Source organism: Nostoc sp. NMS9, from assembly GCF_017114995.1.
In the GTDB taxonomy this organism is placed as follows: Bacteria; Cyanobacteriota; Cyanobacteriia; order Cyanobacteriales; family Nostocaceae; genus Nostoc.
Genome location: NZ_JABXKL010000039.1, coordinates 123,542 through 140,292 on the forward strand (window position 1 = coordinate 123,542; position 16,751 = coordinate 140,292).

A 16,751-nucleotide genomic window follows, 5' to 3' on the forward strand; every position below is an offset into this window, starting at 1 on the left:
ACTAAATTAAGTAATGTAAAAAATCTTGAAATTAGTTCGTAGTGAGGACTAAAGTCCTCACTACAAACCTTGAATTATTCACGCCGCTCTACTTAACTGCCATAAATCCTCTTTTCATAACCTATCCATTCTTTCTCTCGTAACAGATATTTTTGAATTTTACCAGTGCTAGTTTTTGGTAGAGTAGTAAATTCAATCGTCGTAGGGCATTTAAAAGCAGCAATTTGATGGCGGCAGAATTGGATTAATTTTTGTTCTGTAACTTGCGCGTTTTCTTTGAGGGTAACAAAAGCTTTTGGCACTTCACCACGCTTGACATGAGGTACAGCGATAACTGCACACTCTAACACGGCTTCATGGCGGTAAAGACATTGTTCAACTTCAATACTAGAGACATTTTCCCCATTTGTAATGATGATATCTTTGATGCGATCGCGCACCTCAATATAACCGTCAGGGTGCATTACTGCTAAATCACCGCTATGAAACCATCCTCCTCTAAATACCCTTTCGGTTGCTTCTGGATCATTATAATAGCCTTTCATCACCATATTTCCCCGCATCACCACTTCCCCCATTGTTTCACTGTCCGCCGGGACATCATTCATATTTTGATCTACAACTCGCAAACCATCTGCACCGATAGAAGGTACGCCTTGGCGTGCCATAAGTTTTGCTTGTTTTTCAATATTTAAATTATTCCAATCTGATTGATATTCACAAACACTATATGGGCCATAAACTTCTGTTAAACCATAAACGTGAATAATTTTTGCGCCAATGTTAGTAAGTTTTTCAATCAATATTGGTGATGGTGGTGCGCCTGCTGTAGTAATAGTTAGAGGTTTTGCTAATAATTGCGGACAGTCTGGATGATTGAGGAGAGAAATTAAAATTACAGGTGCAGCATTTAAATGAGTTACTCCAAGTTGTTGAATTAACTTCCAAATATTAGCGGGGTTAAACTTACGCAAACAAATATGAGTACCACCGATAGCAGTTACCGCCCAAGTAAAACACCAACCATTGCAGTGAAACATAGGCAGAGTCCATAAATAAACTGAGTTAGATGTTAGTGTTGTTTCAATTATTTCTCCTAAAGAGTTAATATATGCACCGCGATGGGAATACATTACACCTTTGGGTTTACCAGAAGTCCCACTAGTGTAATTAATAGAAATCGTATCCATTTCATCCGTAATTCCCCAAGACAAAGGAGTAGGATTACCAGTTTGGATAAATGCTTCATAATCTTCTCCATTTATAGGTTCAAATCCTTCAATATCGCTGATATTGATGATATACTTAACAGTTTTTAGACTATTTTGAATAGGTCGAATTATATTTGCTAACTCTGTATCAATAAAGAGAAATTTAGCACCGCAATCATTCAAGATATAAGCAACTTCTTCGGGAGCTAAACGAGTATTAATAGATACTAAAATTCCACCAGCTAAAGGCACTGCAAAATGGGCTTCTAGCATGGGTGGAGTATTGAAACAAAAAAAAGCGACGCGATCGCCTTTTTCAAGTCCAGCATGATGCAGTGCTGAGGCTAAACAATTTATCCGCTCTGCAAATTCCCTGTAAGTGAAGCGTTTTTGATTATATATAATAGAAACTTTATGACTATAGACTTTAGCATTACGTTGAATAAAAGTTAGAGGTGTGAGAAAGCTGCACTCAACTGCTTCAGGGTTCATGGCTAATGCTAACAGTAATTATTTACAAAGGAGCATACCATACGCCCTCATCCTATCCATACCCCCCCGATTATTACTTCCATCTTCATTAATGGGGGGTGTGGACGGAGCGTTAATTCCATACTGTGTCTGCATCCTACGATATTCCAATACCTTCTAGGCAAACTCGACATAGTGATGATTCGTTTCAAGCTTAACTCGTTTACAGCTTGTCCAAAAGTATCTGCTTGCAAATAAATTAAACCCGTTCGCAAGATTAAAAATAAATCCTTGCAACAGGCACAATAGTAGTTGGAATAATTTTTAAAACATATCGTTAAGAATCCTAATGCTTTAGGCTAGAAAATGTCAAAAGCCAAAAAATTATATGAATGCTGAAGATTTTTTCAACCAAGGATTAAACCATAATTTACAAGGGAACTATCAAGCCGCGATCGCAGCTTACACCCAAGGAATCAAGCTAGATCCTGACTATGCCGAAGCTTACCATAATCGAGGGCTGATTTTAAGTGGTCAACTCAAAGATTATCGCAGTGCGATCGCTAACTTCAATCGCGCCATCGAAATAAATCCCAATTTTGCCACAGCCTATTACAACCGGGCTAATGCTCGTTACTTTTTAGCCGGTTATCAAGGTGCGATCGCAGATCATAACGCAGCATTACAATTAGATCCCAATCTGGCCCAATCCTACCACAGCCGAGGGAATGCCTACTTTGCTTTGGAAAACTACGACAAAGCGATCGCAGATTATATCCAAACTATAGAAATGAGTACCCAATTGGCTGATAATATCAATATTGATATTGCCAACGCTTATCATAATCGGGGCGTAACTCGTTTTGAGAAGGGCGATCATCAAGGAGCCATCGCAGATTTCCAGCAAGCTTTACAGTGGCATCCCCATTTTGCCGCAGCTTACAGCAATCGGGGCAATATTCACCATATTTTAGGCAATTATCACGAAGCGATCGCTGACCATAACCAAGCATTACAATTAGATCCTAACTTGGCGGAGGCTTATCATAACCGAGGTAATGCTCACTACGCTTTAGCAGATTATCAAAGTGCGATCGCAGATTACAACCACGCCCTAAAAATCAATCCCAACTTTGCTGGAGCGTACTATAATCGGGGTTTGGTGCTTGCTCACCTCAAAAACTATCACGGAGCAATAGAAGACTTTAACCAAGCATTAAAGCTGAATCCTGATGATGTGCAAGCTTATTGTGAGCGTGGTCTGGTTCGTAGTACTCTTGAGGATTATCAGGGTGCGATCGCAGATTATGACCAAGCTTTACAAGAAAATCCGACACTAGCTTTAGTATACGGCTTTCGGGCGAATGCTCGTCGGCGATTGGGAGATTATCAAGGTGCAATTGAAGATAGCAATCGCCTATTACAACTCAATCCTAATTTAGCTGAAGGATACTGCGATCGCGCGGCGGCTCGTCGTTCTTTAGGAGATCATAAAGGCGCAATTAAAGATTATGATCGAGCATTGCAAATTAATGATAACTTAGCCGCAGCTTATTATGGTCGGAGTATTGCCCGTGAAACTCTACAAGATTTACAGGGTGCTATTGATGATAACACTCAAGCAATAGAGCTTGTTCCTGAATTTTCCCAAGCGTATTGCAATCGGGGAAATGCTCGTCGTCTTTTGGGAGATGAACAAGGAGCGATCGCAGATTATAACCAAGCATTAAAAATTAATCCTGATTTAATTGAAGCATATTACAACCGAGGTTCTACCCGTTATGCTTTAGAAGAATATGAAAGTGCGATCGCCGATTACACCCAAGCTTTGCAATTTAATCCCCAGTCTGCTGCATTTTACAGCGATCGCGCTAATGCTCGCTATGCCTTAGAAGATTATCAAGGGGCAATAGAAGATTACAGTCGAGCGATCGCCATCGACCCCAGCTTTGCCGAAGACTGGTACAATCGGGGTCGTAGCCGTTCTCTGTTGGGAGACTTACAAGGAGCGCTTGCAGACTTAAACCAAGCCTTACAGCGTCAACCGAATTGGGCTTCAGCTTACATTCTTCGGGCAGATGTCTACCAAAATTTGGGAGACTCTCAACGAGCAATTACCGATTTCCAGAAATCCGCAGACTTGTATTACCAAGAAGGGAATATCCAGTATTATCAACAAATTGTTGAGCTAATTGAACAACTTCATTAGACCTCTTGCAAAAGTCCTCTAACACCCCACCCTAAACCCCTCTCCGCTTGCGGGAAGAGGAGAATTTGACGTAAGTCAAAGACGGGGTGGGGTTCTTTGCTAGCTTAGGGTTTGATATTCTGGTTGAGATGGAAAATGTTCTCAGGATCGTACCGCTTCTTGATCTGTACCAAGCGATCGTAGTTAGAGCCGTAAGCTGCTGCGACACGATCGCCCTCCTCTTCGGTCATGAAGTTCACATAGGCACCAGCAGATGCATAGGGGGCAGAAGCTTGGAAAAACTCACGTGCCCATGCAATGCATATCTCATCATGCGCTATATCATCCCACCGTCCATGCACGTTAAGCACAAACTTCGCATCCCGATGGTAATATGCCGTGGCATCTGCCGAGACGTGGTTAAATGCCCCTGCAATTAATGCTATAAAGATTTCGCACTGTGGTGAGGGTAGCTTGCTTGCGAATTCCACGATCGCATCCAGTACTCCATCATGTAACTCTGTGAAATTATGAGATTTCCAGTAGTTCCTAGCACCGCGTGTAAGCAAGGGGTCAAAAGCTTGCTGCCATTCTAGATATGGCTGAACACCGATGTGTTCGCCATAGGCATCACCAAAACTACGTAGAGGTTCGATCAGTTTCTCACCCTCTACAATATCACCTACATAAAAGACAGCCAGCACGACTACCTCTTTGCCATGCACATTCACAGGAAGAAAAGGCAGTGGTGGAGCCTTGCGAAGTACTACCCACACATTGAGTTCCTCGGGGGCTGATTCAGCAAATTTGTGATACTGTGTCAGTACCTGTTTGGCTTGGCTAAACGGAAAAACGATCAACCCAGCCAATATTTCAGGGCCCACAGGATGAAGAGCGAATTCAAACTCAGTTACGATCCCAAAGTTACCGCCGCCACCTCGAATCGCCCAAAAAAGGTCAGCGTTTTCGTTTTCGCTTGTTCGTATCTTATTCCTATCCGCTGCGATCGCTTCCGCAGAGACAAGATTGTCGATCGTCATGCCGTACTTACGCGTCAACCAACCGAAACCGCCACCCAAGGTAAGACCTGCTATACCAGTGGTTGAATTAATTCCCACTGGAGTAGCTAACCCATGCACCTGTGCGGCTTTATCAAAATCAGCAAGTGTGGCACCTGGTTCGACATAAGCACGCCTCTTGTGAGCATCAATGCGGACATTCCTCATGGTTGAAAGATCGATCATCACACCGTTATCACATACAGCGTTTCCTGCGATGTTATGTCCAGCGCCCCTGATTGATATTTCAAGCCCATTCTCTCGCGCAAATGTGATTGCATAGCGAACGTCATCGGCTTCTGAACACTGCACGATGACAGCAGGTCTGCGATCAATCATCGCATTCCATATTTCGCGAACTTCGTCATAACTCAGATCATTTGGAAGTACCAGATGACCCTTCACATTGGTCTTCAGCCTTTCAACCGTCTCATTCAGCAGCGTTGTCATGGTATTCTCCTACTACTGTATTTTTCAGGGTAGTTTCTGCCAATGGAATGCCTATTTGTCATGTTATCTTTGCTAGTACTAATTCAACTTTGCAGTGTTAGGAATTGTCATGTTCCTCGTGGTGTTTTGGTCGGATGCCCCGGTTGAGAGAAAAATCCGGCAATAATTAGAATTTAGTCTACTGAGATTTAACTTTTACAGATGGATAATATTTGGGTTGGTGTTATTAACACATACTTGCACTATTTTACCTGCGCCATGCCACTACCATTACACCTCTGTGTATCTTCAGAAGTTGCGGAACCTTTCCATAAAACGGCGGTCAATCCAATCTTTGTAATACCACAAGAGCTTGTGAGGTGGTAAAGTAAAAGGGTCTCTGGTTGCGTAGGCGTTGCCCGTCGCAGACATCGCTCGTTTGTCTCCTGTACCAATTAAACTCAAATATTGTTTCTGTGGTCTATAAGATTTGAGCGGCTTGCCTAATAAAATTCGCTGCAAATTCTCAAACAAAGGTTTGCCTTGTCTAACAGCAAATACCCCAGCTTTGGGACGCGGATGATTTACCATTGTGGCAATGTCACCTGATGCAAATACCTGCGGGTGCGTTTGAGATTGCAGCGTGTCTTCTACCAAAATAAAACCTTGCTCATCAGTTCCTAGTCCAGCGTTTTTTAACCATTCGGGTGCTGATGCTTGTGTTACCCAAAAAATTTTATTGCACTCTACTTTCAACCCAGATTCACATTTAATTTCAAATACTTTTTTAGTTTCCTTGGGTGTTATGGGTGCAATTTTACACACAGTTTCTCCCAGATGTAACTTAATACCTTGATCAGTTAAAATTTGCTGAAGTTGATGTCGCACTGATTGATGATAATTGGGCATCAGTTCTTGTCCGCGCTGGAATAAATGAATTTCTAGGTTTTGAATAGGTTGTTGAGTTTCATCCAAAATCCGATGTAAACGCGATCGCATCGATAGCGCTAATTCTACACCGCCAGCGCCTCCACCTACGATCGCAATCCTAATTGGTTCTTGAGGATTTTTACTTACAGCTGCAATTAGTTCATACCAATGCTCTAATAACTGCGATACTGGTTTAGCTGCGATCGCATATTCTGCCGCACCTGATACAGACATTATGGCCGGAGTGCTGCCAATATCAATAGACAGCACATCAAAATCTACCGCAAGTCCATTAGCACAAAGAACTTTGTTATTTTTCAAGTCAAGGGCAACTACTGTGTCAATATACAATTGTGCTTGAGCAAAGTTCGCCAAGGGTCGCAAGTCAATATGGCATTCATTGTGGCTGTAAAATCCGGCAATGTATCCTGGTAACATCCCAGAGTAAGCTGTCTCTGATGCTGTGGTAATCAGTGTCAAACGTACTCCTGTTAACGGTTTCATGCCAAACATTTTCATAACAATAGCATGGCTGTGACCGCCACCAATTAACACTAGATTTTTTACTATTGGTTGTATATTTTGCTGCATTTTAATATTCACTTTTAGTTAATCACTGATTATAAATAAATCAAAATTATCATGATGAGAGTTAATTGTCAGTGAAGACTAAAGACTAGTGAATACAACTGGTGATTGGGAATGGCAAGAGTGTGTATGCTTAAGTCTACTTACTCGAAAGTTATATATATTTTCCATTTGGTTGGTTACATTAGGATATTCCAATATTGACTATGTATAAAACAATAGCAGACACGAATCATTTATTCAATAAAAAGTTGTTATTTAAATTTGTTTTTATTAATTATAATCCTCCTCATCTTATGAAGAATATTTTATCAAAAACTTACATTGGACTATCAAAAATATTTTTGTGGATACCTGTTTCCCAGGAAAAAATTAAACAAAATCAGCATCAGTTACTAAAACGACGCTTAAGAAGAGCAAGCGAACAGCTAGAAAATAACACTATAGAAATCAGTCTAGCTGTAATTAATGATTTAGAGCAAATTGCCCATAGTCATCCACAGTACCACTGGATAATCGTAGACATTCTTACTACTTTTGTACGAAAAAATGCTCCTTACATACCCCAAAAGAAAGTAACGAGCAACTTGTCAACAAAAATTCGTGTAGATATTCAAGCCGCGCTTACTGTTATCGCCAAAAGAGATGCAAACAAAGACCCAGTAAATGGGCAACTTGATTTGAGCTTCACAGATATGAGAGGAGCAAACTTGAAAGGGGCGAATCTACAACAGACAAATCTCTATCAAGCTAATCTAGCTGGGGCCAATCTCTATCAAGCTAATCTAGCAGGGGCAATACTTAGTGCAGCTAACCTAGAAGGAGCTAATTTATATCTAGCTAATTTGGAAGGAGCAATCCTCAGCGCAGCTAACCTAGAGAGAGCTAACCTTTCTGAAGCTAACCTGCATCGTGCCAGTTTATATCTAGCTAGCTTGCGTGGGGCAATTCTCAATAATGCCATATTTGATGGCGCAAACCTCAGAGAAACCAAATTCTCTAAGTAATATCATATCCGCTTGATTGTTTATTAAACGCTAAAAACTCCACCCCAGCAAAGCCACGCTTTGTCTCCCCTACCCTTACTAAAGGGACGGGATTAAGGGGTAGAATGCAAGTCAATGAAAATTTTTTTCCCTACTCCTTACTCCCAGCGTAATTTGTAATTCTTGTAGCGCAAGTGTTTCTTTATGTTGTGATGTAAAAGTATATTTGATATCATTGCCTAGTTCAATGAGTGTTTTGACACCTATTATAATTTTCTGCTAAATGCTATACTATTTTTCCTCAACAGCTAAGTAATAATTCTAGGTTGTAAGGAAAATTTTTACCATGTCTTCTAAAAAGACAGACGCTCTTTTGAATTGGTTGATAACTTTAACAGTTATATTTGGCTGCTCGTTGACTGTAATTTTCTTTGTCTTGTCCAGTATTAAAGAATTATCAATTCAAGAAAAAATCCAGTATAGAAACCAAGCTTTAACAACTACTGCAATAGTTTTTCTGGCATCGGCAGCAATGTTTAATACTTATTATGCCGCAAGGCGTGCCCAAGCGATGCAGAAGAGTGCGATCGCATCTGAGAAAAACTTAGAAATTGGCCTGCAAAATGCAAAACTCAATCAAGACAGATTGATTGCAGAGCGCTTTATGGGCGCAATTGCCCAGCTTGGCCATGAAAAAGTTGAAACCCGGACAGGCGCAATTTATGCTTTAGAAAGGGTTGCTCAAGATTTTCCTCAAGAACACTGGACAATTATGGAAATTCTTACTGCCTTTGTGCGAGAGAATGCACCCATCCAGCACGTAAAAGGGGAGCAACAAAAGCTGGAATATCAAGGAGCAGTTTATTCAAGCAGGCGTAGAAGTGGGTCACGTCCGACACCGCAATTGGAGCAAAATCTCCATGAAGAATTCCCCAAAATACGCACCGATATTCAAGCAGCCCTGACTGTTATCGGTAGGCGTAATTTACTCGAAGACCCAAAAGATCAGAAACTTGATTTACGTAACACCGACATTAGACAAGCAGACCTGCTAAAAACTAACTTGCAACAAGCAGACCTGCGTGGGGCTGATTTGAGTGGGGCTGACCTGCGTGGGGCTGACTTGAGTGGAGCAGACCTTACTGGCGCTAAACTTATTAGGTCGATTCTTTATGAAACCAAATTACTAAAAGCTAGTTTATATGGAGCCAACCTTTGTTGGGCTAACCTGAATCGTACTGACCTCTCTGGAGCAAACCTGCGTTCAGCCAACCTCTCTGGTGCAAGTCTGCGTGCAGCTAATTTACAGGGGGCGAACCTTTATAAAGCTAACTTACAACAAGCGACCTTAAAAGTAGCTAACCTCTCTGGAGCAAAGTTATTTTTAGCTAACTTGCAAGGAGCAAAATTGGGTAAAGCCAACCTGCACCAAACGGGTTTGATTGGTGCTAACCTCTGTGGGGCGAACTTAAATGGAGCTAACCTTTCTGGGGCTAATTTGAATGCAGCCAAACTCCACCAAACAGAAGTCTATTTTGCTAACCTCTCGGAAGCTAGCTTAACGGAAGCTGACCTATATCAGGCTAATCTGATTGGAGCAAACCTGTATAGGGCAACCTTTTATCAAGCTAACCTGACTCAGGCAAACCTCATGGGAGCTAACTTTTCACAAGCTAACCTCAATGATGTCAAACTGGAAGGGACTATTTTGACAGGAGCGAAAAACTTAGAGTTGCAGCAGATTAGAGAGGCACTTGGCGATCGCACCACTCGTCTACCTGATTATATCGAAGCACCGACACATTGGCGGCAATCGGGTTAAGTTATCACAGCATCATTCGTTATTTGGGCGTATTCTACCGTTTTTACTTAGTGCTATAGTTTTTACCAAAAGTCTCCGTAACAATTCTAGAGATGAAAAATCAGCTTATTGATTGTTAGCAATAATCTTTTCAAGCTCTTCAGTACTAACATTCACAACCTGAGTATACTTTTCATCCCAACAAGCTGCATAATTGCTACCCGAAGCTGTACAAAGCTGAACATTGTAGGCGCGTACATTGCATTCTCTACGTCCGATTCTCAGTTCAGGATTATCGGGGTCAGCGTCCTGCATATTCATGATGGTATTACAGATTTGAACCGTTCTAAGGGTTTTTGGATTGAAAACTTGAGCATTACTTTCATGTGAAAAGCTGACAACAGTAAGTGGAACAATAAATAAACTTGCTACCAATTTTCTAGAGACTTTCTTCATTTTTTTTTGTACCTTTGTTGACTGTAACAGGCATTAATTTTCTTTACTGAGGCACTACTGTATCTGATTTGACATACGACGGCTCATCTCCATTATCGAAGGAGTACCACACCCCACCTGGTTGGTTGTAATAGTAGAGCGTATAAGAACCTGATATTTCCTTGTTTGACCGATTATAATAACAGGCAGTGTATGTCCCCCAATTGGTGCTGACGGTTGCACGAAAAGCTCCACAATTAGGATCAAAGCCTTCAGGGGAAATCGTCACCTGTGTATTAGTTAGTCCTATCTGCGCCAGTATTATGCTGTTGTTGTGCACTTTCTCACCAAATGAAGCAGATACACTACTCATGCCCATCACCAAAGCAGTAGAAATCATAGAAACAAGACCAAAAGCAATGCACTTGTGATTTATCATTTGAAAAAACCTCAATAAAAGCTGTTTTAGTGGTAATAAAGTAATTTTGAAACGATTAAATTACTTGAAAATCCATGTTTAATTTGGTTTTTTGCTGATTAATCGTTTCTGATAGTTGTTAGATTAAACTAATTTTAAAAATAAATCCTTCAACTTGTTGCTCACATAGTTGCAGATTTTAGCCAAGCAGATTGCAGAAAACTGCAATCAAAATGAGCAGAATATTCCTAAAATCAATGATTGCCAAGAAAAAATCACAAATCTATTGTGTAAATAACGATATACTACAAATCATAAAATTAATGATTTTCATCACAGTTTGTGGTTTTGCGATCGCCACAGCGTCAAGCTATTATTATGCAACTATCTCTACCAACACAATCTTTTAATCAAACTACTGCGATCAACAAAAAATTCTTCAATCTGTGTTTGAAAATAGCAAGTGCGTGCAGTTTATTTGGAATAGCCGCATTTGTTCAAACTCCTGTTTTTGCCCAAAGTGCGATCGCCGAAGGCGGGGCTTCGCCCATCACGCCTGACAACACATTAGGGGCTGAGAGTTCCAATGTTGTAACTAATTTTAATGGTTTACCAGTTGAAGTAATTACTGGTGGTGCAACTCGCGGAATAAACCTGTTTCATAGTTTCCAAGAGTTTAACGTCAGCGAGGGACGTAGTGCTTATTTTTTGAGTCCTAGTGCAGATATTCAGAATATACTTGCAAGAGTCACAGGTGCAAACCGCTCTGAGATTTTGGGAAAATTAGGTACTTTGCAGATTAACAATGGTAATTTTGCTGCTTCTAAAGTCAATTTATTCTTGATGAATCCCAATGGGATTATTTTTGGACAAGATGCGAGTTTAGATTTACAAGGTTCTTTTGCAGGGACTACAGCAAATGCGATCGCGTTTGAGGAAAGAGGTAATTTCAGTGCGACAAATCCGGAGGTTCCAGGTTTGTTAACAGTAAACCCAAGTGCATTATTTTTTAATCAAATTAACCGCAGCGAAATCATCAACCGTAGTAGTAAAGCTGAAACATTGGGAATAACTATGCTGGGAAGTTTTTACCTACTTGGTGGGGATATCATATTTGATGGTGGTGTTGCTGGTTCGGTAGGGAATCGCTTGGAATTGGGTGCAGTTGTAGGAACGGGAACTGTTGAATTGATTGGTAGCGGGAATCAAATGCAGTTAGCTTTTCCAGAAGATTTATCGAGAGGAGATATTGTGCTGCAAAATAATTCCTTTGCTCTGACAACTGGAGGAGGTGCAATTTCTGTTAATGGTCGTAATATTAGCCTTTCTCAAAATAGCGTCATTAGCTCAATACTTCAAGCAGGGGAAGGTAAACCTGGTATTGCTGCGGGAGATGTAGTAGTTAATGCAACTGGCAATCTCACGCTAGATAATATTGGTATTATTGGTAGCAGAGGCTTAGAAAACTCTTTGGGTAATACTGGAAATATCGCAATTAATGCTCAATCGATTAGCCTTTCAAACCAAAGCTTAATCACTAGTACTGGTCTGAGAAGTCAAGGAAATATTATATTAAATGTCAGAGATCATATCAATTTAGATACCAATAGTTTTGTTGTTACCAATGGTATTCTAAATTCGATAGGTAAATCGGGTGATATTACAATTACTTCTCGGAACATTAACTTAAGCAATCAATCTGCCATCAATTCCGCCAATATTGGAAACGCAGAAGCTGGCAGAGTAACTATACAAGCTAAAGAAGCCATTTCGCTCAATAGTGGAAGTCGTATTTCTAGTAGTTCCTCTGCATCTACTTTTGGTCAAGTTAATAATCTGCCTAGTGGTGAGATTGAAATCATAACCAAAAATCTCGCGCTTGATGGAAACAATACTATTATAAGTTCTTCAAACTTCGATGAGGGAAGTGGAGGCAATATTCGGATTATTGCTGATGACTCAATTTTATTAAATGGTTTGGCATCAATTTCATCTTCCAGTACTGGGAAAGGTGATAGTGGAAATATCGAATTGAATACGCGATCGCTTAACCTTACTAACGGTGGAAAAATCGGTACAGAATCGTCAGGAATTGGTCATAGTGGCGATTTATTAGTTAATGCTTCAGACTCTGTTAATTTGAGCGGTATCACAACGTTTACTAACCCACTAACAGAAAAATTAGATTTCATAGGAAGTGGATTAACAACCAGTGCTTCCGGTGCTGGAAATGGTGGGCAATTGACTATGAATACACAAATATTGAGTATTAACGATGGTGGATATATTACCACTACAAGTAATCAATCTCGTGGAGGAAATTTGACCATAAATGCCAAGGACTTTATAGAAGTTGTAGGACGCTCACCCAATTTGGCGAGTCGTGTTTCTACCAGTACACTTGGCTCTGGAGATTCTGGGAGTCTCAACATTAATACTAGTCGATTAAGTATCCGCGATGGAGCAACAGTCACAACTTTGACACCCGGTACAGGGAAAGGGGGAGAGTTAACCATAGATGCAAAAGACTCAGTGGAGGTTATCGGTGGTTCATCTAGCTTTCCTAACAATCGCAGCATTATCTCTACAACTGCTTTTGTTGGCGATGCAGGAAACATGAAGATTAACACTGGTAGTTTCAGCATCCATGATGGAGGACAAGTTACTACTTCTACTTTTGGTAAAGGTAGAGGAGGTGATTTAACAGTCAATGCAAGTACTGGTGTGGAAGTTATTGGAACATCTATAAATGGTTTTGTAAGCAGCTTGAATACATCTGCTGCACCAAACTCAACTGGAAATGCAGGAGATATGAAAGTTAACACTCCTCAGTTACTTGTACGGGATGGTGCTGGGGTATTTGTAAATAGTCTCGGAATAGGCAACGCAGGTATTATGACCATTAACAGCGATCGCATCCGCTTAGACAACAAAGCCTCTCTCAACGCTAACACCCGCAGCCCCAACAAAGACCCCAACCGCGAACAAGCAACCATCAACCTCAACACTCAAAATTTAACCCTCCGTCGCAACAGCAAAATTACTACCGATGCCACAGGCGAGAATGTCATTGGTGGTAACATCAACATCAATACAAAATTTTTAATTGCTCCAGAAAATAGCCGCATCAGTGCTAACTCAGATAACTCTCGCGCTGGTCAAGTGAGAATCAACGCCCAAGGTGTATTTGTTGGCACTCAACCCAGCGATGTCTCGCAATACATCACAGCCACTTCGGGAGTTGGTTTATCGGGAAATGTTGATGTTAACTCCCCTGATAACAGTTCAATTCAAAATAGCCTCACCTCATTCCCCACAAATGCGATTGACACCAACGCGCTCATTGCTAATAGTTGTATAGCCCGTGCAAATAAAAAACAAGAAAATAGCTTCATCATCACAGGTGGAGGTGCTTTACCCAACCGTCCCGGTGATGTATTAATGTCTAACTATTCCACAGATAGAGTGCGTGGTGTCAATAATGAAATTACATTACGTCCTTGGAAAAAAGGCGATCCAATTGTCGAACCAACTGGTGTATATCGACTCTCCGACGGACGACTGGTAATGAGTCGGGAATGCGAATAATTGCGATCGCAAGTCAGAAAACTGTTTGATGATTGGCTAAAATGGAGCGCAAGCCAAACAAACGAAAGCCTTATGGCTGCTATTTCGAGCGACTTCTAATAAGGTGCTACATGACTCAAGCATTACCCAAACCCATAACCTACGAAGAATTTATTGAGTGGTATCCTAATGATGGAAAGCGCTACGAACTGCATAAGGGAATAATTCTTGAAATGCCACCTCCCACAGGAAAACACGAAAATGTTACCGGGTTTCTAACGGTACAAATCGGTTTTCAACTTTTGCAAATGGGACTACCTTATCGCATACCCAAAACTGCGTTTGTCAAAACGGGAGATTCTACCTATTCCCCTGATATTTTATTATTAAATCACAATAATTTGATCAATGAACCTTTATGGGAAAAACAATCAACCGTCAGTCAACCCCAATCCATTCCTTTGGTAATTGAAGTTGTTAGCACGGCAGTTGCTTCAAGCCGGGAAACCCGTCCAACGCACTGCCTCACTAATTGGCGTGATGACTATCATGATAAATTCGGGGATTATGAGGAGATGGGTATTCCCGAATTCTGGATTTTGGATTACGCTGCGTTGGGAGGTAAAAAATTTATTGGTAATCCCAAACAATCTACTATTTTTGTATGTGAATTAGTAGATGAGGAATATCAAATGACTGCATTTACTGGTAATAACTTAATTGTCTCTCCGACCTTACCTCAACTCAATTTAACCGCGCAGCAAATTTTTGATTCGGCTTTGTAAATTACGTATATTTACCAATAATAAAAATATATGGCTTGCTTGTCAAGCGTCATCACCACCATGATAATTTGTAATTAACTCAATATGCAAATCACTCTCATAAATCCTCGCGCGATCAACTCGACAATTATAAAAGTAAAGCTGCATACTCTGACTCGACAAACTTAATATTGGTTGAGTAATACCTAGCCTCAGCCCCCAAGACTACCTCGCTCCGCAACGCAGTGGCTCCCCAACCTACAATTTTTTTGCAACATTTTAGCCTTATCACCGCACTACCAGACTAAGTGATTATTATTGCCTAATAAAAAGCGATCGCATTTCATGAGGCTAAGAACCAAAGTTGCGATCGCTGTTTAACTCAACTACTTGACAATCGCGCGATCGCGCTTATATACCCAAATAGCGCTCAATCCGAAAAATCCAAAAGCCCAAATTAACCACAGCAAATGTAAGATAACTCGTGGGTCAGAATTTGATTGCGCTATCGATAAAACCAATTCTTTATAGTGATAAAAAGGTGACAGGGAAACCAAGTCCTGCATTAACTCAGGCTTAAATGGTAATGGAACACCGCAAGCAAAGGGAATAATAAACAGAGATAAACTCAAAATTGAATCAGCACTTTTAGGATGGAGCAAATATCCGAGTTCCAAACCCAGAATTGCAAAAGGTGTAATCCCAATTATTAAACCGAGAAAAACAGATAGATATAAACCCAAGCTTACATGAATTCCTAATTGCCAATATCCCAAAATAAAAACTGAGAAGATAGCAACAGCGCAAACAATTAGTAAGCTAGTAATCTTGGCTGCTATGTAAACGACAGCAGGTAGAGATGTGGTTTTTAATAACTTGAGCCATCCTTCCGAACGTTCGATCGCCACACGTTTACCCAGTCGTTCGATCGCAATGGTAAACAGGATAATCCCACAGAAATAAATTAACTGGTCTATGGTTACTTGTCCTGGTTGGAATCCTGGCTGTAATTTTAGTAATGGTACAAATCCGACAATACTTAACGTTCCTAACAAAAATGTGGGTGTACGTCGCAATTGAGTAACTTCAAACTCAAACTGCTTCTTAAATATATCCAGTAAATTTCGAGGTGTAACTAGAGCAATAGTAGATATTTCCTCATCCTTATTTGTTGATGATTCTAATTCAATCTCCCTATTTTCTAATGTGGATTCCTCAAGAAGTTGACCTTCTGGTGGTATTTCAGAAAATGGATGCAATTTTACAATCCGAGTTGCTAACTCATTTAATTTTTCCGAATCATTTTGGTACTGCGTGGTCATTAAAATAGTCACACCTTGTTCATGACAAAGTTTAATTTGCTCCCAAAATACTTTATGACTTTCCGCATCTAAATTTCTGGTGGGTTCGTCAAGTATGAGTAATTTGGGATTACCTATTAAAGCCAAAGCCAAATAAAGTCGTTGTTTTTCGCTACCAGCTAAAGGAGCCATCTCAGAATCTAGTATTTCTGGCTTTTTGAGATTTACCATTTTTAAAATCTCTTCGTTTGAAAGTGGAAGAGGGTTGGGAGAATAACTTCTTAGCAGTTCTAACAGTTCCCTTACTTTCATATTTTTTGGAACTTGTGTTTCTTGCAAAACCACACCAACATAAAGTTTAGCGTTCGCATCTTTGGGATCGAGACCCATGAGTTTGATTTCTCCACTACTGGGAGTCATTAATCCACAAATTTGTGATAATAAAGTGGTTTTACCCGCGCCACCATCTCCCTTGAGCCAAACAAATTCTCCTGAATCAATTGTGAGATTAATATTTTGAAGTATGGTTTTTTGACTCAATCCTTTACGAAATATTTGTGTGACGTTATTAATTTCAATTACTTTCATTGTTCGCATCTCCAAA

General features: G+C 40.4%; 11 protein-coding genes. 5 read left to right on the plus strand and 6 right to left on the minus strand.

What is annotated here, in order from left to right; all coding sequences use genetic code 11:
* Positions 1-92: 92 nt before the first annotated feature.
* Positions 93-1,703, minus strand: coding sequence for an acyl--CoA ligase family protein (locus tag HWQ40_RS13255; protein ID WP_292778403.1), 1,611 nt, complete (start codon positions 1,701-1,703; stop codon positions 93-95).
* Between the two features lie 367 nt (positions 1,704-2,070).
* On the opposite strand from HWQ40_RS13255, the gene HWQ40_RS13260 reads away from it, so the two are divergent.
* Complete coding sequence (locus HWQ40_RS13260) at positions 2,071-3,891, plus strand: tetratricopeptide repeat protein (RefSeq protein ID WP_292778404.1); 1,821 nt, start codon at positions 2,071-2,073, stop codon at positions 3,889-3,891.
* Positions 3,892-3,995: 104 nt separating this feature from the next.
* Here HWQ40_RS13260 and HWQ40_RS13265 read toward each other — a convergent pair whose 3' ends face one another.
* Positions 3,996-5,240: an FAD-binding oxidoreductase gene (locus HWQ40_RS13265; RefSeq protein WP_292778406.1), complete on the minus strand. Its 1,245-nt coding sequence runs from the start codon at positions 5,238-5,240 to the stop codon at positions 3,996-3,998.
* Positions 5,241-5,666: 426 nt separating this feature from the next.
* Positions 5,667-6,878 (minus strand): FAD-dependent oxidoreductase, encoded by a 1,212-nt coding sequence (locus HWQ40_RS13270; protein ID WP_292778408.1) that lies wholly within the window; start codon positions 6,876-6,878, stop codon positions 5,667-5,669.
* Between the two features lie 293 nt (positions 6,879-7,171).
* Here HWQ40_RS13270 and HWQ40_RS13275 point away from each other — a divergent pair, with 293 nt between their 5' ends.
* Both HWQ40_RS13275 and HWQ40_RS13280 read left to right on the plus strand, forming a co-directional pair.
* The gene (locus tag HWQ40_RS13275) at positions 7,172-7,882 is read left to right on the plus strand and encodes a pentapeptide repeat-containing protein (RefSeq protein WP_292778410.1); all 711 of its coding nucleotides are present in this window, start codon (positions 7,172-7,174) and stop codon (positions 7,880-7,882) included.
* Between the two features lie 325 nt (positions 7,883-8,207).
* Complete coding sequence (locus HWQ40_RS13280; protein WP_292778412.1) at positions 8,208-9,683, plus strand: pentapeptide repeat-containing protein; 1,476 nt, start codon at positions 8,208-8,210, stop codon at positions 9,681-9,683.
* Between the two features lie 105 nt (positions 9,684-9,788).
* Here HWQ40_RS13280 and HWQ40_RS13285 read toward each other — a convergent pair whose 3' ends face one another.
* Together HWQ40_RS13285 and HWQ40_RS13290 are read right to left on the minus strand one after the other, a co-directional pair.
* Positions 9,789-10,118 (minus strand): hypothetical protein, encoded by a 330-nt coding sequence (locus tag HWQ40_RS13285; RefSeq protein ID WP_292778414.1) that lies wholly within the window; start codon positions 10,116-10,118, stop codon positions 9,789-9,791.
* Between the two features lie 43 nt (positions 10,119-10,161).
* Complete coding sequence (locus HWQ40_RS13290) at positions 10,162-10,536, minus strand: hypothetical protein (RefSeq protein ID WP_292778416.1); 375 nt, start codon at positions 10,534-10,536, stop codon at positions 10,162-10,164.
* A 327-nt stretch (positions 10,537-10,863) separates the two neighbouring features.
* Here HWQ40_RS13290 and HWQ40_RS13295 point away from each other — a divergent pair, with 327 nt between their 5' ends.
* Positions 10,864-14,103, plus strand: coding sequence for a filamentous hemagglutinin N-terminal domain-containing protein (locus HWQ40_RS13295; protein ID WP_292778418.1), 3,240 nt, complete (start codon positions 10,864-10,866; stop codon positions 14,101-14,103).
* 110 nt (positions 14,104-14,213) lie between these two features.
* The gene (locus HWQ40_RS13300) at positions 14,214-14,867 is read left to right on the plus strand and encodes a Uma2 family endonuclease (RefSeq protein ID WP_292778420.1); all 654 of its coding nucleotides are present in this window, start codon (positions 14,214-14,216) and stop codon (positions 14,865-14,867) included.
* A gap of 365 nt (positions 14,868-15,232) precedes the next feature.
* Here the strand turns inward: HWQ40_RS13300 and HWQ40_RS13305 are convergent, their stop codons facing one another.
* On the minus strand, positions 15,233-16,735 hold the full coding sequence (locus HWQ40_RS13305) for an ABC transporter ATP-binding protein/permease (protein ID WP_292778422.1): 1,503 nt from the start codon (positions 16,733-16,735) through the stop codon (positions 15,233-15,235).
* Between the last annotated feature and the right edge of the window lie 16 nt (positions 16,736-16,751).